Below are 19,520 nucleotides of genomic sequence, written 5' to 3'. Positions count from 1 at the left end.
ACCAAACATCAATCAGCAGGGCAGATATAGCTAAAATATATGCCAGTCTAAATTATTAAAATTGACTACAAAATGATTATTAAGCAAATTGATAGTAAACAAGAGGATTTAGAAATATTGCAACAGCTCCGGCAGCGGCCTGATTTATCACCGCAAACGCAGCGGAAAATTGAGCAACGCATCCGTTTATTGTGTGCTGGCATCAAAGGTGAAGAAGAGTCAGCCTATCTAATGCAATTTCATTTTGGAAATCACCCAGATTGGGTAATTATCAACGATTTAAGGCTGCAATTTCAAAACAAAGTAGCTCAGATAGACCATTTACTGATTAATCGCCATTTGCAGATATTTGTTTGTGAAAGCAAAAGAATAGCCGGTGAATTGATAATAAATGAATTTGGTGAATTTTCGCGCCGATATAATGGGCAAGGACAAGGCATGCCTTCACCACTTGAACAAAACAAACGCCATATCAGTATCCTGAAACAATTGTTACAAAAAAAGCGGATTCAATGCCCCAGTCTTTGCGGCTGGTATTTTAAGCCTTTGATATATAGTCTAATATTAATATCAAACGATAGCTCTATCCGGCGCCCGAAAAAAATAATATCTGGACTAGATAACATTATAAAGAATGAGCAGTTGCAAGAAAAAGTAAAGCAGTTGAGTAAACCTTTAGGCATATTCAGCATTATTCGCACTGTTTCCCGTAGCCGGCTAGAAGAATTTGCTCATCAGTTGGTCAAACTACATCATCCACAAAAGCATGACTGGTTAGCATGTTTTGGATTAAATAAAATAAACAACCATTCAGCCAATATTGCTACGTTTCCACAGCTGCAAACAGAAACCCCTACCCCAATAAAAAAGCCCTTCAGCTATTTTTGCGTAGCTTGTCGTAAAAATATTAGCCCAGATGCTGCCAATTATTGCTGGAATCATAAAAACATATACGGCGGCAAAGCCTATTGTTATCAATGCCAGCAAATAATTAGACAAAAGCAGCAATAATATCCTGTCTGCTGCAATTTCCGTATACAGTCATAAAACTGTAGCATTTTGTTTAAAAAAAAATTTAGTGACTGCAAAAAATATTCAACAATACTTTATCTAAATTATCAGATAACATTATCTGCATACAGGAATTAAACTGTGATTAGGAAATAGTAATGATTTACAGCATGGCTGTCATAGCAGCACACTACCAAGGATAATAAACTGTATAAAATTAAATATCTGAATTATTATACAAATATAGTAGTTAAGTAACAGGAGCCAACCATGAATATTGCTGATATTTCTAAACAGCGTTATACCACGAAACATTATGACAAAACCCGCACAATACCACCTGAACAATTAGCTCAGTTATTTGAAGTAATTAGAAACAGTCCCTCATCGGTTAATTCACAACCTTGGCATTTTTTTGTAGTAGATAACGATACTGCACGGGAAAAAATCATGCCAGCCATCCTAGAACTGAATCATCCGCGTGTCGCTGATGCATCCCATACATTAATATTTTGTGCCAAAAAACCGTTGGAGGAAAAGCATTTACAGCAGGTGTTGGCACAAGAAGAAAAAGATGGCCGTTTCGGTGAAGGAGAAGTAAAAGAAATGATGGACAAAGGTCGCCATTTCTTTGTAAATAAAAACAGTTCTACTCCGCAAAGCCAGCTTGAATGGGAAAGTAAACAACTTTATATCGTGCTAGGGCAACTATTATTTGCGGCCACGGCTGTCGGCATCGATTCTACAGCTATCGAAGGATTTGATGACCAGAAAATGGATGAAATACTTGGTCTACCGCAGCAAGGTCTGAAAAGCGTTTTGGTGGTATGTCTAGGTTATCGTGCAGCCCATGACAGTAATGCCAGCCGTCCAAAATCACGCTTACCGGAACAAAAGATTTTTACGCATTTATAATAATCAGATCTGACTGTCTTCAGACAGCTTCAAGGGCAGTTACATGTAGCCTATATTGCGTAACTGCCCAATTATTTTTTCATAGCTGGATTGCCGACGACTACTTAAAAGTGGATTTATGTAATCGATAAATAGCCAGTGAGAATAATAAGCACAAATAAATATCTTCATTCTGACCAGAAAATCATATTAAAAATTTCGAATTCCCTGTTCACAGATAAAAAATGGTATCCTGATATCGTGTTTTTCCGATTCTATTTTATCAATTAACTGGCATTTAAAACCCACGCCGGTCAATCTCAAATGCCATGGTGGTAAAGCTGCAAGCGTAGCATCATAATAACCTCCACCCTGACCAAGCCGGTTGCCCTGCTGGTCAATGCCAAGTAAAGGGACAATAACTGTGTTTAAGCTGCGGGCGCGTAGGCGTGGTCCGCCAAACTGCGGAATTGTCTTCCGTCTGCGCTTAAGCCCATGCAAAATCAAATAGCGAGCTGTGGCAGGCTGTCGTGGTAGGTGCGGGCAACGTGTAAACCATAATTGGCGCTGCTTGGGTGCAATACTGGGTAAATAGACTTCGGCTCCGCGGTGCTGTGCCGTGGCAATAAAAGACCACAATGATAATTCGCTACCAATGGCCCAGTACGCTGCAATCCGTTTGCCACGTCTTATCAAGGGATAAAGCAGGCAGTTAATTTGCGATGTGGCCTCTTTGCGGAGCTCCGGCTTTATTTGTTGCCGCTGCTGTCGCAAATAGCGGCGTAGTAATGTTTTATCGTAATGCTGGTGCATAAATAAAATAGACGGCTAAATAAATTGATTAACAGAGGTAGTATCGTGCACTTGCCGAAACAGCTTTTTTTCTGTATTATCCGAACGTTTTACCTCGGTAAAAATAAATAACGCTCGCACCGTACGCGAAAGGGTGCTCTTTAATTTACAGAGTTCTATGCGTGGCGGTGTCAGGCTTTAACCCTTTAAGGATAGATATTATGTCACAAATTACTATGCGCCAGATGCTGGAAGCAGGCGTACATTTTGGTCACCAAACCCGCTACTGGAACCCGAAAATGGCTGAATACATTTTCGGTGCGCGTAACAAAATTCATATCATCAATCTGGAAAAAACCCTGCCGCTGTTTATTGAAGCACAGGATGTTGTGCGCCGTCTGGCTGCCAACAAAGGTACCGTATTATTTGTTGGTACTAAACGTCAGGCTCGTGATATTGTTAAGGAAGAAGCAACCCGCGCTGGTGCACCTTACGTAGATCATCGCTGGTTGGGTGGTATGCTCACCAACTACAAAACCGTTAAACAGTCTATCAAACGTCTGGAAGAAAAAACCGCTGCGCTGGAAAATGCTACCGAAGCTGGCTATGGCAAAAAAGAAGTGCTGGAAATGCAGCGTGAAGTAGCCAAACTGGAACGTTCCTTGGGCGGTATCAAAGACATGAAAGGTCTTCCGGATGCTATTTTCGTTATCGATACCGGCTATCAAAAAGGTACACTGGTAGAAGCCGCTAAATTGGGTATTCCAGTTATCGCTGTAGTCGACACCAACAATAGCCCTGACGACGTTAAATATGTAATTCCCGGTAATGATGACTCAGCTAAAGCCATCCGTCTGTATTGTCGCGGTATTGCTGATGCTATTCTGGAAGGCAAAGCCCAATCATTGCAGGAAGTGGTTCAGGCTGCTCAGGCTGCTGAGGAAAAACAGGCTGCAGCAACTGCCGAATAATTAGCTCTTTCGTATTTTTCGTAAAAGAAGGGGGACATTAGTGCCCCTTTTTTTAAAGTATTTTTTCAGTCTGGTATCCATCGGGCTGAGTATAATCAAGTTTAAGGAGTAAAACATGGCTGCAATTACTGCAAAAATGGTTGGTGATTTGCGTGCTGCTACTGGTCTGGGCATGATGGAATGCAAAAAAGCACTGGTGGAAGCCGAAGGTAATATGGAAAAAGCCGAAGAAATTTTGCGCATTAAATCCGGTGCCAAAGCTGGTAAATTGGCTGGACGTACAGCTGCAGAAGGCGTGATTGCCGAATATGTAGATGGTAAAGTAGGTGCCGTAGCCGAAATCAACTGTGAAACTGACTTTGTTGCCAAAGATACCAGCTTCATGGCGTTTGCTCAGGCTGTGGCCAAAGCCGTTGCCGTACATAATCCAGCTAGTCTGGAAGCCTTGGCTGAAGCTAAAACCGACGACGGTGTAACCATTGAAGAAGCCCGCAAAGCTGTGATTGCCAAACTGGGTGAAAACATCACCGTGCGCCGCTTTGAACGCATTGAAACCGACAATAGTCTGGTTACCTATATGCACGGTACCAAAATCGGCGTATTGGTTGAGCACAAAGGTGGTGATACTCAGGCTATTCGCCAAGTGGCTATGCACATTGCAGCTTCCAAACCACAGTGTGTCTCTGCTGCTGAAGTAAATCCGGAAATTGTGGCTAAAGAACGCCACATTTATGAAGAGCAAGCTGCTGCTTCCGGCAAGCCGGCAAACATCATTGAAAAAATGGTGGAAGGCCGTGTACAGAAGTTTCTGGCAGAAGTAACTCTTCTAGGTCAGCAGTTTGTCATCAACCCTGACCAAACCGTGGAAAAATTTCTTAAAGAACAGAATGCCGAAATCAGCCGTTTTGTAGCTTTCCACGTAGGTGAAGGTATTGAGAAAAAAGAAGTAGATTACGCTGCTGAAGTAGCCGCTGCTTCTAAAGTATAGGGCAGTAAATGCCAAGGGCACTCTGGATTCAGATTTCTGAATCAGGGTGCTTTTTTTTGAGTTATCTCTTTCATCGCATTGAGATAGCTGAAATAAAAGTTCCCAATATATTTTGAAAATTATAGTAATAGCTGTTAAAAATCTAATGGCAATCAGATAGAAAGAATGATCATGACCAAACCAGCAAAATACAAGCGTGTATTATTGAAGCTATCCGGTGAATCCCTGATGGGGCCAGATGCTTTCGGTATCAACCGCGATACCATCATGCAAATCACCGCACAGGTTAAAGAAGTGGTCGAAATGGGGGTAGAAGTGGCTATCGTCATAGGTGGTGGTAACATCTTTCGTGGTATGGCTCAGTCTGCTAAAGGCATGGAGCGCGCCACCGCCGATTACATGGGCATGATGGCCACAGTAATGAACGCCCTTGCCTTAAAAGAAGCCTTCGAAACCCAGCAGATAAAGGCTCGCGTCCAGTCTGCCCTGAGTATGCAGCAGGTTGCCGAAACTTATGCGCGCCCCAAAGCCATCCAATATTTAGAAGAAGGTAAAGTAGTCATTTTTGCTGCCGGCACCGGCAATCCATTTTTTACCACCGATACTGCAGCCAGCCTACGTGGTGTGGAAATGAATTGTGATATTATGTTAAAAGCAACCAATGTAGACGGTGTATATACGGCCGACCCCAAAACCAATCCAGAGGCTAGACGTTATCAGCAAATCACCTTTGATGAAGCAATCAGCCAGAATTTAAAAGTAATGGATGCTACAGCCTTTGCCTTATGTCGTGAGCAGAAATTAAATATTGTGGTGTTCGGCATCTTCAAACCGGGTGCATTGAAAAAAGTCATCATGGGTGAAGATGAAGGTACACTGGTGCATGTTTAAAAATCGCCAGACAGATTAACTTAACTTGAGTTGATGCGTATAACTGCGTTAGTATGCGCGTTTGCCATTTTCTGGTTGCCGAAATTTCAACAAATTGAAATAAATGCAATCAGTTCAGACAGGAATGTTCATGATTAACGAAATTCAACACACCGCTGAAACAAAAATGCAGAAATCCTTGGATGTATTGCGCGATAATCTGGCAAAAGTTCGTACCGGCCGTGCACATACCGGTCTGCTGGATCAGGTAGAAGTAGAATACTACGGCAGCATGGTTTCTGTAAGTCAGGTAGCCAGCATAACTCTGCTGGATGCCCGTACCATCGGTGTTAAACCCTTTGAAAGTAAAATGGCCGCCGTTATCGAAAAAGCCATCCGCAATTCCAATCTCGGACTGAATCCAGCTGCCATGGGTGATTTGATACGCGTGCCGATGCCAATGCTTACTGAAGAGCGCCGAAAGGATCTAATAAAAGTAGTACGTGGCGAAGTAGAAGATGGCCGTGTTGTGGTACGTAATGTTCGTCGTGATGCCAATAATGATCTCAAACGTCTACTCAAAGACAAAGAAATCAGCGAAGATGAAGCCCGCCGCGGTGAAGAAGGCATTCAGAAGCTGACTGATAAATACATAGCTGAAATTGATAAAATGCTGGCAACCAAAGAAGCCGACCTGATGGCCATCTAAGCTTGTAAATCCCCGTAAAGGATGTATTTTGACTACCAGTAGTACCCAAACCGTACCAGAACACACAGACATACCTCGTCACATTGCCGTTATCATGGATGGAAACGGGCGCTGGGCCAAAAAACGGTTGATGCCCCGTATCATGGGGCATAAAAAAGGTCTGGAAATGCTGGAAGACATGACAGCAAACTGTGCTCGTATGGGTGTCGAGTATCTGACTGTTTTTGCTTTTTCAACCGAAAACTGGCGGCGGCCGGTAGATGAAGTTAACTTCCTGATGAATCTGTTTCTGCAATCCTTACAGAAACGTGTACAGAAATTGCATAAAAACAACCTGCGCCTGCGAGTTATCGGTGATCGTAGCCGGTTTGCTGCAGAAATTGTACAAGGTATTAAAGAAGCTGAAGCATTAACTGCAGCCAATACCGGCCTTACTCTGACCATCGCTGCAGATTACGGTGGTCGCTGGGATATTCTGCATGCAGCCAATCAGGCCATTCAGGCAGGAGCTACCGAGCTAACTGAAAGCAGCATTTTGCCCTATCTTTCACTTGGCGATGCACCAGAACCAGACCTGTTTATCCGCACCGGTGGTGAAACACGTATCAGTAATTTTCTCTTATGGCAACTAGCCTACACCGAATTATATTTTACACCGGTGCTGTGGCCAGATTTTGACGAAGACCATCTGGCTACTGCCATCCGCTCCTATCAGGTGCGGGAGCGGCGCTTTGGTAGAACTTCGGAGCAGCTGCCTCTTACTCAACAGCGTCCCTGACATATGCTCAAACAACGTATTCTCACTGCACTAATCCTGTTGCCCTTAATGATAGGTATGTTGTTTGGGGCCAATAACAGCTTATGGGCTGCTTTCAGTGGCCTCATTGCATTGCTGGCTTTATGGGAATATGCCCGTATTGTCCATTTCACCCATGTACAAAACCTACTCTATTTACTGCTGAGTGCAGCAGGTGGTTTCTGCCTGTATCTTTATCATCAACAGACTTACACACCTGTATGGTTACAGATAGTTGTATTGCTGTTTTGGCTGATACTCGTACCCTTTTGGTTAAAATTTAAATGGAAAGTTAAAGCAAACTTGCTTGGTGTATTGACCGGTTGGATATTAATGTTGCCTTTCTGGCAAGCTTTAATTTCTCTGCGTCCAGATGCCAGATCAGCTACAGCACTACTGTCGATCATGGCTTTAGTATGGATTGCTGATATTGCCGCCTATTTTGTTGGCCGGACGTTCGGTAAACGTAAACTAGCACCGACCATCAGCCCGAATAAAAGTTGGGAAGGGGCAATAGGTGCCGTATTCTGCGTTGCATTATATACAGTTATATTGCAGCAGCACGGATGGCTACCTGTTAATCTGCCGGCGTGGCAAACCATGATTCTGGCGGCTATTCTGACCGCTGTCAGTATCTGTGGCGATTTGCTTGAAAGTTGGCTCAAACGAGCAGGTGGTGTAAAAGACAGTAGCAAGCTTCTGCCTGGACATGGCGGTGTATTCGATCGGGTAGATTCCCTGATAGCCGTACTCAGCGTTTATGCCGCTTTAGTGGTATGTTTTAATATAAAGTGATTTACTGATGAATGGTTGTAATCCGATATCAATTACCATTCTGGGTGCTACCGGCAGCATAGGCCTGAATACGCTAGATGTTATAGGCCGCCATCCCGAACGCTTTGTTGTCTTTGCTTTGACAGCGCACCAGCAAATTGATCGTTTGGCCGAATTGTGTTTTCGTTTCCAACCGATGTACGCAGTGGTAGCCACCGCCCAGCAGGCCTGCGTATTGCAGGCACAATTACAGACAGCGGCACTGAAAACCGAAGTATTGTATGGTGAGCAGGCGCTGTGTGATGTGGCACAGGCCAGTGAAACTGATGCTGTAATGGCTGCTATTGTTGGCGCGGCCGGACTAAAACCGACTCTTGCCGCAGCTAAAGCCGGTAAAATCATATATCTGGCCAATAAAGAAACTTTAGTAGTGGCTGGTGCCTTATTTATGCAAACTGTACAGCAGTACGGTGCGCGTCTATTACCGGTTGATAGCGAACACAACGCCATTTTTCAGTCTTTGCCTGCTGATTATCAAGGTAATCCTCAACTGGCTGGCGTGGAATCGCTGATTTTAACGGCTTCAGGTGGCCCCTTTCTGCATACACCGTTGGATGAATTTGCCACAATTACCCCAGAAGCCGCTATAAACCATCCTAACTGGAAAATGGGACGTAAAATTTCAGTAGATTCTGCAAGCATGATGAATAAAGGGCTTGAATTGATAGAAGCTCGCTGGCTATTCAATGTAACAGCTAAACAGCTGGAAGTAGTTATCCATCCACAAAGTGTGATACACAGTATGGTACGCTATATTGATGGTTCTGTACTGGCACAAATGGGTAAGCCGGACATGCGCATACCGATTGCGCATTGTCTGGGGTTGCCAGATAGAATTGTTTCAGGTGTCAAACAACTGGATTTTACGCGTTTAAGTGGCTTAAACTTTTTTGCACCGGATTTTGTACGTTTTCCCTGCCTGAAATTGGCATATGATGTACTGAACAGCAGCAATGACGCCAGCTCTTGTGTCCTAAATGCAGCTAATGAAATTGCCGTGGCCGCTTTTCTGGATGAGCAGATTCGGTTTACTGAATTGGCACAGGTCGTTGAAAGCTGCCTGCAGCAATTCAGCGGCTCTACAGCAGCATCCATCGAAGAATTTCTGTTTCTGGATAAGCAGGTGCGCAGTGCTGCTAAAACATGGGTGGCCGGTAGGGCTGCCAGCTGAATACAGGATAAACCATGTTACTAACCATAGTTGCTTTTATCGTTGCCATTTTACTTCTGGTCAGTTTGCATGAATTAGGCCATCTGCTGGTAGCGCGCTGGTGTGGTGTCAAAGTGCTGCGATTTAGCATCGGTTTTGGTAAACCCTTCTATTCTATCAAACGTGCCAATATTGAATGGTGTCTGGCTCCCATTCCGTTAGGCGGTTATGTCAAAATGGTAGACACACGGGAAGGGGAGGTCAGTGAGGCTGATTTACCTTTTGCCTTTGACCGTCAGCATCCTCTGAAACGAATTGCTATCGTCATTGCCGGTCCATTAACTAACTTGATTCTAGCGATAATTTTGTATGCGGCCAGTTTCAGCATCGGCGGTATTACTCAGATGCGGCCATGGGTTGGGATGGTAGAGCCAGCAAGTGTAGCAGCAGATGCCGGTTTTCGGTCTGGTGACCGTATCTTAAGTGTGAATGGACAGCCAGTTACCGATTGGTCAGATGCTCAAGCCAAAATCATGCTTAATCTGGATGCTGGCAAAGTTTTGGTAGATGTCATCAGCGCCGCAGGACAACCTGGAAAGCGTCTACTCAACATTGCTGGTACCGAAGCAGCGGCTAATGTAGCTAAAACAGGATATCTTGGTATCGTGCCGTTTAAAGTAATCAACCAGATAGGCATGGTCGTACCTGACAGCGTAGCTGCCAAAGCAGGTCTGCAAGCTGGGGACATATTGTTAACCATAAATGGCCGCAAAATTAGTAACTGGCAGGAATGGGTGGATAATATCCGCGCCAGTGCCGGAGCGCGACTAGATATTAGTTATCAACGCAATGGACAAATTCAACATACCAGTCTGCGCCCTGAGTCTGTACTCGAAAACGGCACCATCATCGGCCAGGTTGGTGTTGGAGCCATGCGTGATAAAGCATGGGATCGCCAGATACGCCAACATTATCAGCCCAGTTTTTTTCAATCAGTGCAGCTGGCTATGCAGCGCACATGGGATTACATTACACTCACTCTTTCCATGTTTGCCAAATTACTCACTGGTCAGGCATCCTTACATTATTTATCCGGTCCCCTGACCATAGCTGATGTGGCTGGAAAAACTGCAGCCATGGGCTGGCAGAGCTATACTGAATTTCTGGCTTTGGTCAGTGTCAGTCTGGGTGTGCTGAATTTATTACCCGTTCCCGTGTTAGACGGCGGGCATTTATTGTATTATGCGATCGAATGGATTCGCGGCAAGCCCCTCAGTTTACGCATTCAGGAAATGGGGCTGCGTTTTGGTATTGCTGCCATGTTAATGTTGATGCTGGTGGCTTTCTTCAATGATATTACCCGCTTGTTTGGATGAATGATGAAATTAAAACAGATAACTGTCAGTTTAATGGCCTTAGGCCTGTCTTCACTGGCTTTGGCAGTCGAACCGTTTACCATAAAAGACATTCGGGTAGAAGGTTTACAGCGTACCGCACCGACAACCGTTTTCAGTTACCTGCCAGTTAAAATCGGTGATACATTCAATGATGCCGAAGGTGCAGAAATCATTAAAAAATTATACGCTACCGGTTTTTTTGATGATGTTCGAGTGGAAACAATGGGGAATCAGGTTCTCCTGACAGTTGTTGAACGCCCGATTATCAGTAGCTTTGATGTTACCGGCGGTAAATCAATCAACAATAACGATATCAAGAAAAATCTTAGTAATTTTGGTCTGGGTCAGTCACGTGTGTTTAATCCAGCCACACTAGAGCAAGCCCTGCACGGCCTGCAGGATGCATATCATCAACGAGGCAAGAATGCGGTTAAAATCACTCCCAAAGTGACTCGGCTTGAACGTAACCGTGTAGCACTAGAACTAAAAATTGATGAAGGTCCGACTACTACCATCAAGTCTATTAACTTCAGCGGCAACCAACAGTTTTCCGCCCATACCTTGCGCAATCAGATGTCTTTAAGCCAGAAAAGCTGGACCAGCTGGTTGACCCGTGATGACCGCTACTCTGACAGTCAGCTACAGCAGGATCTGGATAAAATCAATAACTTCTATCAAGATCATGGCTATCTGAATTTCCGTATTGCCGATGTCAAAGTTAATAGCAGTGAAGATAAAACGGCGCAAATGATTAATATCAGCGTAAACGAAGGTTCTCGTTATCGTTGGGGCAAGGTAACCATAAGCGGAGACACACGCGAAGTACCCATAGATTCATTGCAGAAGCTGGTTAAAATCAAACAAGGCAAATGGTACAACCGTTCCAAAATGATTGATATCATCAAAGCCATTCAGGAAAAAATGGGTAGTTCCGGCTATGCTTTCTGTCAGGTAGATGTTCGACCCATCCCGAATGAACAAACACACGTTGTAGATTTCGTACTCAACGTCGTGCCAGACCGTAAAGTATACGTCAATCAAATCAACATTACCGGTAACAACAAAACCCGTGATGAAGTCTTGCGGCGTGAGTTAAGACAGATGGAACGCGCGCCCTATGACGTATCCAAAATCAATCGTTCCAAAGAACGTATACAGCAACTGGGTTATTTTGATAATGCGCAAGTAGATGTCAAACCAGTGGCCGGCACACCCGACCAAGTTGACCTGGATATGAGTGTGAAAGAACGCTCTACCGGCTCCATCAATGTTGGCGCTGGCTGGGCTCAAGATGACGGCCTGCTCCTGTCGGCCGGTATTTCTCAGGACAATCTGTTTGGTACCGGTAAATCCGCCAGTCTGCAATTATCCCGTTCCAAGGTAAATCAGGTTGCTGCCTTGTCCTTTACCGATCCGTACTTCACTCCCGACGGCGTCAGTCTGGGTTACAACGTCTATTATCGTGGTTACAACCCTAGCAAATCTGACAGTAATTCCATGGATTATAAAACCACCACAATTGGTGCAGCTATGACCATGGGTGTACCCATTACTGAATATGACCGCGTAAACTTCAGCTTGGGTGCAGAACATCTCGCTGTTAACCTGTATGGCGACTATGCCCCTCAACGTTATGCTGAATTTGTTCAGAAATACGGAAAAGATAACTGGATATTTAAAGGTACCGTAGGCTGGGGACGTAATACCACAGACAGCGCATTATGGCCCACGCGTGGCTACATAATGAATGCTAATATTGACAGCGGTTTACCAGGTGGTGATTTACAATATTACAGCCTAAGCCATGACCAGCGCTGGTATTTCCCAGTTAGCAAAAACTTTACCGTCATGCTGTACGGACAGCTTGGTTATGCCGATGGCTATGGTAAAACCAAAGATCTGCCATTTATGTATGCCTTCAATGGCGGTGGTTTGGGTTCTGTGCGCGGTTATGAGTCCGGCACATTAGGTCCGAAATATTTTAATCGTTACAGTGATGGTTCCTATAGCAGTGATTCCAGCAGTTATGGTGGTAATTATATCGCCACAGCTACTGCTGAACTGTTATTCCCGTTTCCGGGCATTAAAGATCAGCATACAGTCCGCTTGAGTATGTTTGCTGATGCCGGTAGCGTATGGGACAACAAAACTTATAACTATTTTGACGAAAAAAACCCTTATGGTGGTTCCAAAACCCATAAATCCAGCTTTGGCAACGAAGTACGTTATTCAGCTGGTCTGGCTGTAACATGGTTATCACCCATGGGACCATTAAAATTCAGTTATGCTTATCCGATACACAAAAAACCGGAAGACCAGTTACAGCGCTTCCAGTTTCAGTTAGGAACCACGTTCTAATTGCAGTCAGATAAGGACTAACACATGCTTAAAAAATTTTTTTTAACACTAGTAGTTACTCTGTTTTCATACAATTTGGTATGGGCAGAAAGCATACAGAAACTTGGCTTTATTGATACTGGTCGAGTCTATCAGCAATCAATTCAGGCTCAATCTATTCAGAAAGACTTGGATAAAGAATTTGCTCCGAGGCAGAAAAAATTGCAAGCCATGCAGACTGAAGGTCTGAAATTAAAAGAAGCGATTGAATCAGGAAAAATTCCTGTCGCTGAACGAGAAAACAAAATTAAGCAAATGCTGCAAATGGATGAGCAATATAAAACAGCAGCAGCAGAACTAGCAGAAGATTACAATCTGCGCCGCAACGAAGAGTTTGCTTCACTTCAGCAAAATGCCAACAAAGTTATCATCGATATGGCAAGAAAAGAAGGTTATGATCTAATCATACAAGATGCCATATTTGTTAATAGCAAATTTGACATCACTGATGCCGTCATCAAAGCACTTAATGCGCAGAAACAGTAAGGTAAAAAATGGCTGAAAATCACCTAACTGCCTCAGCTTTGGTTAAACAACTGGGTGGAGAACTGCGTGGCGATGATGTCATTCTCACCCGCATTACTTCATTGCAACAGGCACAGGAGCATGATATCAGCTTCCTGAGCAACCCCCGTTTGCGGGAAGATGCAGTAGCCAGCCGTGCAGGCGTCTTAATTGTTACCGAAAAATCAGCGGCAGCACTAGTGGGACGTACACTGATCATTACTGATGATCCTTATCTCTATTTTGCTCGTGTAGCGCGTCTGTTTCATCCATTCCAACAAGCTAGGTCGGGAATTCATCCGAGCGCCATCATCGCACCATCAGCACAAATTGCCGACAGTTGTGAAATCGGAGCTAACGTTGTTATAGGAGAACGTTGCGTTATCGGTGAACACACACGCGTACTGGCAGGTACGGTCATCGAAGAAGACTGCATCATAGGTAATGATTGCGTCATTCACGCCAACGTTACCATTTATCATGGTTGTCAGCTAGGCAACCGTGTTGAACTGCATTCCGGTTGTGTCATCGGTGCCGATGGATTTGGTTTTGCCTGGGATAAACAAAAAAATGAATGGTTTAAAATCGTTCAGACCGGTTGCGTGATTTTGGGGGATGATGTCGATATCGGTGCTAATACCACCATTGATCGCGGTGCCATCGAAAACACCATTGTTGAAAAAGATGCCAAAATCGACAATCAGGTAATGATAGGCCATAACGGTAAAATTGGTGCTCATGTTGCTATTGTTGCCTGTACCGGCATAGCTGGCAGCACAGAAGTCGGTGATTTTTCCGTAATCGGTGGTGCAGCGATGATAGGTGGTCATTTGAATATACCGCCCAAAACGACTATAGGTGCAGCCACTGCTGTCAGCCACAGCATTAAAGAAAGCGGTTACTACGCCTCAATTTTTCCATTACAAAAACACAATGACTGGGTGAAAAATGCCGCACACATTCGGCATTTACACGAAATGAACCAGAAAATAAAAGCTTTGGAACACCAGTTAGCCGAGCTAAACGGCACTTCATCAAACCAACAGGATTAACGCAATGGATTGGTCTCTACCTTTAGACGTTCGAACACTTCAGAAATTATTGCCTCACCGCTATCCATTTCTACTGATTGATCGTGTCACAGCTTACGACAGTGAAGCCATGACCTTAAGTGCAATCAAAAATGTTACCGCTAACGAACCCTTTTTTCTAGGTCATTTCCCTGATTTCCCAGTTATGCCTGGTGTACTCATCATCGAAGCCATGGCTCAGGCCTGCGGTACACTGGCTATCCTGAATCACGGTGGACGGGAAGATGATGAAATTTATTTTTTTGTTGGCATAGATAATGCCCGTTTCAAACGCCAAGTCATACCGGGAGATCAGCTTAGGTTTGAAGTTAATCTTGTGGCTAACAAACGGGATATAGGAAAATTCAAGGCAGTAGCTTGGGTGGATAATCAGATAGCCGCAGAGGCAGATATCATGTGTGCTAAACGAAAAGTTGATAAATAGAAGTTATCCAACAGCCACAAATATTCATGACTTTTATAAAATTTATAATAGTATCATTAATCACTTATGATTAAACTGGTCGTAAATCACGAATGTAGGAAATATACATGACGCAGATTCACCCCACAGCCATTATTGATCCCAAAGCCGAACTCGATAGTAGCGTATCTGTGGGTGCTTATACCGTAATTGGTGCCAATGTGCAGATTGGTGCTGATACCGATATTGGACCGCATGTTGTCATAGACGGGCATACCACTATTGGAGAAGGGAACCGTATTTTTCAGTTTGCTTCGCTCGGAGCAATACCACAGGATAAAAAATACCGTGGGGAGCCCACACGACTGATTATCGGTAACCATAACACTATTCGTGAATTCACTACATTCAATACCGGTACTGTTACCGGTATTGGAGAAACCCGCATTGGTGACGACAACTGGATAATGGCCTATGTCCATCTTGCGCATGATTGCGTCGTTGGCAGTCACACAGTCTTTGCCAACAATGCGTCACTAGCTGGTCACGTAGTGATAGGTGACTATGTAATACTGGGCGGGTTTTCACTTGTACATCAATTTTGTCATATCGGCGATTATGCCATGACAGCTTTCGCAGCTGGTGTACATAAAGATGTGCCACCATATGTCATGGCAGCCGGATATCGTGCTGAGCCAGCAGGACTCAATACCGAAGGCTTGAGGCGACATAAATTCACAGCAGACCAAATTGCCAACATCAAACGCATCTACAAAATTCTTTACCGGCAAGGATTAAGTTATACCGAGGCTAAGTCCAGAATTATTACAGAAGCAGATACAGCAGCGGAATTACATATCTTTAAAGAATTCTTTACTCATTCAACCCGTGGCGTCATTCGCTAAAACAGCATAAATAAAACTGGTAGATTATAAAATCTACCAGTTTTATTTATTAAATCCGGCTTTGCCTGTATAAAGTTATTATCACATTTCAACTCAGATTTATTATTGTTTAATATAAATTTTATCCAGTCCAGCCGACAATTTTATTATCCTGCATAATAAATAATTTTATTTTTCTTATAAAAGTTCTGATTGGATACCTACTTCTATAATTTCATAGCAATTACACAAAATTTTAATAAAAAAATTTAACCCTGTTTATAGTAAATACATATTTAGCTTTCCCAACAAATTGTGCAGAATATTTAAAATCACTAAGGAATTTTTTATATTCATGAGCAAATAAATGGCTTAAATTGATAACCAATTTCATTAAAAATATGAAGCTGAACAAAAAAGGACTTTCTTTTATAAGAAAGTCCATCAATCTTCCAGTAAAATTAGTCTGTATTACAAATCCAAATTAAACCTCTACTTGTCTTCTGTAACAAAGCCAACCTTCACCAAACCTGCATCCCGTGCTGCAGCCAAGACCTGAGCAACATGATCATAAGCAACATGCTTATCAGCAGCTATTGCCAATACCACATCAGGATTAGCCTGCACTTCTGAATGTAAATTATTTTGTAGTTGTGTCAATGTAAGAGACTTGTCACCCAGCTTATATTCTCCATCAGCCCCAATCGATAATCGCAATGGCGCTTTGGGCTCAGCCTTTTGCTGCGGATTTGCTGTAGTAGGCAAGGTTAATGGTATAGAGTGAGTCAGTACCGGCATAGTAATCATAAACACAATTAACAGTACCAGCATCACATCAACCAGTGGCGTTACATTGATATCTGCTGACTCATGAACCTCATCATCGCTAAAATGACCAAATGCCATCACTTATTCCCCATTATTTAATAGCTGCGCATGCAGGTCATGAGCAAAACCATCCAGATCACGACTTAAATTTTTCTTGCTGCGAACCAAACCGTTATAAAACAACAAAGCCGGAATAGCAGCAAACAAACCAATGGCGGTAGAAATCAGCGCCTCCCCTATGGGGCCGGCAACAGCAGCAATACTCATCTGCCCACTATGCCCGATATTAATTAAAGCATGATAAATACCCCATACCGTACCAAAGAGCCCGATAAAAGGCGCACTCGAACTAATAGAAGCCAAAACGGTTAATCCGCTTTCATAGCGCCGTAAAATCTGCTCCATACTATTGCGAATCTGGCTGGTAAGATAGCGATTAAAAGGCATTGCCGCAGCTAAAGAATGATTAGCCTGATCATGATACAGCTTGCTCGCACGCAGAGCATCACGGGTAAGACTTGCTACCGGAGACTGATTATCAGCCAATTCATGCTGTAACTGAGTCAGATTTTCTGCTGAAGCAAAACAATTTAAAGCAGTGCGATTATCCCGTCTGGCACACCATAAGCTCCAGCAACGCATCAATGCAATAATCCAGGTCATAATGCTCATCAAGACAAGAATGGCTAAAACTGTCAGCAAAATCCAGCCACTCTGAGCATAAATTGAAGCAATATTACCGTCCATAAGAATAATTACCTTCAAAGTTAATATTGGTTTAATTAAATCATCTAAATAGATATTAAAACTAAATTACCGCTAGCCACCATTAATTAGGCATTCTAAAAGCAACATTAAAATGATATTTATACGGAATAGGTATACCGCCACGAGTAGCCGGTTTAAATCGATATTTCAGTACAGCCTGTTTGGCTGAACGATCCAAGCGGCTAAATCCACTACTTTTGCTGATTGCTACATCTAGGGGTTTACCATCTGCAGATACTGATACAGTGATTCCAACAACTCCTTCTTCACCGTTATTCATCGATTCAGGAGGATAAACAGGCCGTAAGGCAGCTAGATAGCCGCCCTGATAGTCTTTGGGTACCACTAAACTACCGCCAGCTTGGTCAGCGTTATTTTTATTACTTGTCGATGTTGCGTCAGATTTGCCTTCATTACTAGAAGAAATAGAGGCAGATGAATTATTTTCAGAAGTCGGCTTGATAAGACTGGGTTTCGCCGTTGTGGGTATTAGTTTAGGCTTATCTTCTTTAGGAGGATTAACACTAAATTCACTTTGTTTTTTTATCGAAGCCACAGGTTTAATTATCGATTTATCAGACATCACTTTCTTAGTTGCCGAAACCTTCATGATTTGTTTCTGTACGACAGGTTGTTTAGTTGTTGAACTAGGTGCAACATTTGGAGTAGCCTGATGTCCACTCATACCTAAATCGACAAAACTAAGGGATTGTATTTTTGTATCAATATCAATTTTTTGAGAATGAATAGCAATTGCCCAGAATAAAAGCACATGCATGCTGAGAACAAAAACAACAATCAAAAAATTGGCTTTACGTTGGTTTTCCATATTTTGATTATGATAATAGAAACCATTCCTATTTGCAACATGACTTAACACTAAAACACATGCCTATTCTGATAGTGCAAACTAAGAAATTTACGATGATTAGAGCCAAGCTAGCTAAATATTAAGCTCCATTACCAAGCAAAAAATCTTCTTAATTAAGACAAATATTTTAAGATTCTAATCTCAACACCTACATATATCTAATGAAGATTTTAAGCATTTGAATAATTACTATTTTTTGATAAAATATTAAAGAGACAATATGCGCAAGCATAAAACGCATAAGATTGCTCAAACTCAGATAATTAATAAATATTTTAAGGAGAAAGTTATGAAAAGACGAATTACGGCAATGGCAATGGCATTTACTACTGGTTATGCTTTAGCCGCTACCCCTACGCTAAACTGGAATATTCCTACTAATAAAGTAATAGAAAATATAACCTTTGGTATTACCATTAATCAGGCTGCTCCCGTTGATGAGTTTTATTTTTCAAATCAGTTCGGTTTCACAGGTGGTGGCGGGATTGGGTATACTGGTATTCAACCAACTAAAAACGCAAAAGATGGTTCTCGTCAGTTTATGGTGTTGTTTAGTAGTTTTCGTAAAGACACCATTGCCAGACATGCAAATTGTAAGGGTGGGGCTGATGGTGCTAGAAGTGGTGCCACTTGTCGTATGTATATACCAGGAGAGTTAGGCGATACCTTTGCGTTCCGAGTACAGAAAAATGGAAATTTGCTGATGGGAACTGTAACAAATCTAACTACAGGACGCCGAGATATCATAGGACAGTGGGAAGTAAGTCCATCTGCGGGTAATTTGGCCAGTAAACAAATCTCATGGATCGAAAACTATAAAATGAATAATCCCTCCTTTCATTTGACGTGTGATAAAAAAGGTTGGCCTTACTATGAGGTTAAATTTTTGCCACCAACCGCCAACAACAACACCATTAAAGGTACTATTTCTACATTGTCCAGAGGCTCAGCTGCATGTCCTGGGGCGATCACTTGGCAGCATGACGAAAGTGGAACCTTAGTTAAAGGTGGATATAAATAATTTATAAAACATAAGATAAAAGCACGCTGTCGGCGTGCTTTTATCTTTAATAAATACTACTTATATAAAACATTTAACCAAAAGATTCCCGTATTATGTGAAAGGAATCGTGTCACTCAAACAAAAATCAACTTATGGCCATATTCTTGGCAAGCTAAAGCAAACTTCAATGCAGTCATAAAGACAAAAAATAAATCTTATTAGAACAGTGGTTTGGTGGATTGGATAAAAATAAGAGGAGGAAGTAGTTGACAGGGTGTATGCAGGGGCGTATAGTTCGCCTTCTTCGCTGAGACGCGAGCCGAAACGAACGAAACAGTTTAAAGTAGAACGCAGTCGAA

Annotated in this window: 20 protein-coding genes; 16 read left to right on the top strand and 4 right to left on the bottom strand. The window is 42.8% G+C overall.

The window, feature by feature from the left end:
• Window positions 1–72: 72 nt before the first annotated feature.
• Complete coding sequence (locus ACQP6D_RS06875) at window positions 73–1,011, top strand: nuclease-related domain-containing protein (protein ID WP_427857769.1); 939 nt, start codon at window positions 73–75, stop codon at window positions 1,009–1,011.
• 270 nt (window positions 1,012–1,281) lie between these two features.
• Window positions 1,282–1,926 carry an oxygen-insensitive NAD(P)H nitroreductase gene (gene nfsB, locus ACQP6D_RS06870; RefSeq protein WP_427857768.1) on the top strand — a complete coding sequence of 215 codons (645 nt, stop codon included), beginning with the start codon at window positions 1,282–1,284 and terminating at the stop codon, window positions 1,924–1,926.
• A 189-nt stretch (window positions 1,927–2,115) separates the two neighbouring features.
• On the opposite strand, the gene ACQP6D_RS06865 is transcribed toward nfsB, so the two are convergent.
• A complete protein-coding gene (locus tag ACQP6D_RS06865; protein ID WP_427857767.1) occupies window positions 2,116–2,718 on the bottom strand; it encodes a 5-formyltetrahydrofolate cyclo-ligase in 603 nt (200 codons plus the stop codon).
• Between the two features lie 200 nt (window positions 2,719–2,918).
• On the opposite strand from ACQP6D_RS06865, the gene rpsB reads away from it, so the two are divergent.
• From rpsB to lpxA, 13 genes are all read left to right on the top strand, one after another.
• Window positions 2,919–3,668 carry a 30S ribosomal protein S2 gene (gene rpsB, locus ACQP6D_RS06860; RefSeq protein ID WP_100141004.1) on the top strand — a complete coding sequence of 250 codons (750 nt, stop codon included), beginning with the start codon at window positions 2,919–2,921 and terminating at the stop codon, window positions 3,666–3,668.
• 115 nt (window positions 3,669–3,783) lie between these two features.
• Window positions 3,784–4,656, top strand: a complete 873-nt coding sequence (gene tsf / locus ACQP6D_RS06855) for a translation elongation factor Ts (RefSeq protein WP_100141003.1) — start codon at window positions 3,784–3,786, stop codon at window positions 4,654–4,656.
• A 171-nt stretch (window positions 4,657–4,827) separates the two neighbouring features.
• Window positions 4,828–5,547: a UMP kinase gene (pyrH, locus tag ACQP6D_RS06850; RefSeq protein ID WP_100141002.1), complete on the top strand. Its 720-nt coding sequence runs from the start codon at window positions 4,828–4,830 to the stop codon at window positions 5,545–5,547.
• A gap of 130 nt (window positions 5,548–5,677) precedes the next feature.
• Window positions 5,678–6,235: a ribosome recycling factor gene (gene frr, locus ACQP6D_RS06845; protein ID WP_100141001.1), complete on the top strand. Its 558-nt coding sequence runs from the start codon at window positions 5,678–5,680 to the stop codon at window positions 6,233–6,235.
• A gap of 28 nt (window positions 6,236–6,263) precedes the next feature.
• On the top strand, window positions 6,264–7,013 hold the full coding sequence (locus tag ACQP6D_RS06840; RefSeq protein ID WP_427857766.1) for an isoprenyl transferase: 750 nt from the start codon (window positions 6,264–6,266) through the stop codon (window positions 7,011–7,013).
• A 3-nt stretch (window positions 7,014–7,016) separates the two neighbouring features.
• A complete protein-coding gene (locus ACQP6D_RS06835) occupies window positions 7,017–7,826 on the top strand; it encodes a phosphatidate cytidylyltransferase (protein WP_427857765.1) in 810 nt (269 codons plus the stop codon).
• A 7-nt stretch (window positions 7,827–7,833) separates the two neighbouring features.
• Window positions 7,834–9,036: a 1-deoxy-D-xylulose-5-phosphate reductoisomerase gene (gene ispC, locus ACQP6D_RS06830; protein WP_367577492.1), complete on the top strand. Its 1,203-nt coding sequence runs from the start codon at window positions 7,834–7,836 to the stop codon at window positions 9,034–9,036.
• Between the two features lie 14 nt (window positions 9,037–9,050).
• Window positions 9,051–10,391, top strand: a complete 1,341-nt coding sequence (gene rseP / locus ACQP6D_RS06825; RefSeq protein ID WP_367420831.1) for an RIP metalloprotease RseP — start codon at window positions 9,051–9,053, stop codon at window positions 10,389–10,391.
• Between the two features lie 3 nt (window positions 10,392–10,394).
• A complete protein-coding gene (bamA, locus tag ACQP6D_RS06820; RefSeq protein ID WP_100156584.1) occupies window positions 10,395–12,770 on the top strand; it encodes an outer membrane protein assembly factor BamA in 2,376 nt (791 codons plus the stop codon).
• Between the two features lie 24 nt (window positions 12,771–12,794).
• A complete protein-coding gene (locus ACQP6D_RS06815) occupies window positions 12,795–13,295 on the top strand; it encodes an OmpH family outer membrane protein (protein WP_267408708.1) in 501 nt (166 codons plus the stop codon).
• Window positions 13,296–13,303: 8 nt separating this feature from the next.
• Window positions 13,304–14,365: a UDP-3-O-(3-hydroxymyristoyl)glucosamine N-acyltransferase gene (gene lpxD, locus ACQP6D_RS06810; RefSeq protein WP_370469824.1), complete on the top strand. Its 1,062-nt coding sequence runs from the start codon at window positions 13,304–13,306 to the stop codon at window positions 14,363–14,365.
• A 4-nt stretch (window positions 14,366–14,369) separates the two neighbouring features.
• A complete protein-coding gene (gene fabZ, locus ACQP6D_RS06805) occupies window positions 14,370–14,828 on the top strand; it encodes a 3-hydroxyacyl-ACP dehydratase FabZ (RefSeq protein WP_267391021.1) in 459 nt (152 codons plus the stop codon).
• A 107-nt stretch (window positions 14,829–14,935) separates the two neighbouring features.
• Window positions 14,936–15,712, top strand: coding sequence for an acyl-ACP--UDP-N-acetylglucosamine O-acyltransferase (lpxA, locus tag ACQP6D_RS06800; RefSeq protein WP_100151456.1), 777 nt, complete (start codon window positions 14,936–14,938; stop codon window positions 15,710–15,712).
• Between the two features lie 471 nt (window positions 15,713–16,183).
• On the opposite strand, the gene ACQP6D_RS06795 is transcribed toward lpxA, so the two are convergent.
• The 3 genes from ACQP6D_RS06795 to ACQP6D_RS06785 form a co-directional block, all read right to left on the bottom strand.
• The gene (locus ACQP6D_RS06795; protein ID WP_100151455.1) at window positions 16,184–16,597 is read right to left on the bottom strand and encodes an ExbD/TolR family protein; all 414 of its coding nucleotides are present in this window, start codon (window positions 16,595–16,597) and stop codon (window positions 16,184–16,186) included.
• A 3-nt stretch (window positions 16,598–16,600) separates the two neighbouring features.
• Complete coding sequence (locus ACQP6D_RS06790) at window positions 16,601–17,266, bottom strand: MotA/TolQ/ExbB proton channel family protein (protein ID WP_100140989.1); 666 nt, start codon at window positions 17,264–17,266, stop codon at window positions 16,601–16,603.
• A gap of 82 nt (window positions 17,267–17,348) precedes the next feature.
• Complete coding sequence (locus tag ACQP6D_RS06785) at window positions 17,349–18,116, bottom strand: energy transducer TonB (RefSeq protein WP_427857764.1); 768 nt, start codon at window positions 18,114–18,116, stop codon at window positions 17,349–17,351.
• A gap of 262 nt (window positions 18,117–18,378) precedes the next feature.
• Here ACQP6D_RS06785 and ACQP6D_RS06780 point away from each other — a divergent pair, with 262 nt between their 5' ends.
• A complete protein-coding gene (locus tag ACQP6D_RS06780; protein ID WP_427857763.1) occupies window positions 18,379–19,179 on the top strand; it encodes a DUF3472 domain-containing protein in 801 nt (266 codons plus the stop codon).
• Window positions 19,180–19,520 lie beyond the last annotated feature (341 nt).

It is taken from the genome of Snodgrassella sp. CS2 (assembly GCF_050310315.1).
Classification (GTDB): Bacteria; Pseudomonadota; Gammaproteobacteria; order Burkholderiales; family Neisseriaceae; genus Snodgrassella; species Snodgrassella alvi_E.
The sequence above is the reverse complement of the archived record's forward strand: the minus strand, read 5'-3'. Positions and strand labels throughout refer to the sequence as shown.

Coding starts and splice junctions, on each gene's coding strand:
- rpsB (WP_100141004.1), top strand. CDS start 2,919: ATGTCACAAATTACTATGCGCCAGATGCTGGAAGCAGGCGTACATTTT.
- ACQP6D_RS06865 (WP_427857767.1), bottom strand. CDS start 2,718: ATGCACCAGCATTACGATAAAACATTACTACGCCGCTATTTGCGACAG.
- ACQP6D_RS06785 (WP_427857764.1), bottom strand. CDS start 18,116: ATGGAAAACCAACGTAAAGCCAATTTTTTGATTGTTGTTTTTGTTCTC.
- ACQP6D_RS06790 (WP_100140989.1), bottom strand. CDS start 17,266: ATGGACGGTAATATTGCTTCAATTTATGCTCAGAGTGGCTGGATTTTG.
- ACQP6D_RS06780 (WP_427857763.1), top strand. CDS start 18,379: ATGCGCAAGCATAAAACGCATAAGATTGCTCAAACTCAGATAATTAAT.
- tsf (WP_100141003.1), top strand. CDS start 3,784: ATGGCTGCAATTACTGCAAAAATGGTTGGTGATTTGCGTGCTGCTACT.
- bamA (WP_100156584.1), top strand. CDS start 10,395: ATGAAATTAAAACAGATAACTGTCAGTTTAATGGCCTTAGGCCTGTCT.
- lpxD (WP_370469824.1), top strand. CDS start 13,304: ATGGCTGAAAATCACCTAACTGCCTCAGCTTTGGTTAAACAACTGGGT.
- pyrH (WP_100141002.1), top strand. CDS start 4,828: ATGACCAAACCAGCAAAATACAAGCGTGTATTATTGAAGCTATCCGGT.
- ACQP6D_RS06875 (WP_427857769.1), top strand. CDS start 73: ATGATTATTAAGCAAATTGATAGTAAACAAGAGGATTTAGAAATATTG.
- fabZ (WP_267391021.1), top strand. CDS start 14,370: ATGGATTGGTCTCTACCTTTAGACGTTCGAACACTTCAGAAATTATTG.
- ACQP6D_RS06835 (WP_427857765.1), top strand. CDS start 7,017: ATGCTCAAACAACGTATTCTCACTGCACTAATCCTGTTGCCCTTAATG.
- nfsB (WP_427857768.1), top strand. CDS start 1,282: ATGAATATTGCTGATATTTCTAAACAGCGTTATACCACGAAACATTAT.
- lpxA (WP_100151456.1), top strand. CDS start 14,936: ATGACGCAGATTCACCCCACAGCCATTATTGATCCCAAAGCCGAACTC.
- ACQP6D_RS06795 (WP_100151455.1), bottom strand. CDS start 16,597: ATGGCATTTGGTCATTTTAGCGATGATGAGGTTCATGAGTCAGCAGAT.
- ispC (WP_367577492.1), top strand. CDS start 7,834: ATGAATGGTTGTAATCCGATATCAATTACCATTCTGGGTGCTACCGGC.
- rseP (WP_367420831.1), top strand. CDS start 9,051: ATGTTACTAACCATAGTTGCTTTTATCGTTGCCATTTTACTTCTGGTC.
- ACQP6D_RS06815 (WP_267408708.1), top strand. CDS start 12,795: ATGCTTAAAAAATTTTTTTTAACACTAGTAGTTACTCTGTTTTCATAC.
- frr (WP_100141001.1), top strand. CDS start 5,678: ATGATTAACGAAATTCAACACACCGCTGAAACAAAAATGCAGAAATCC.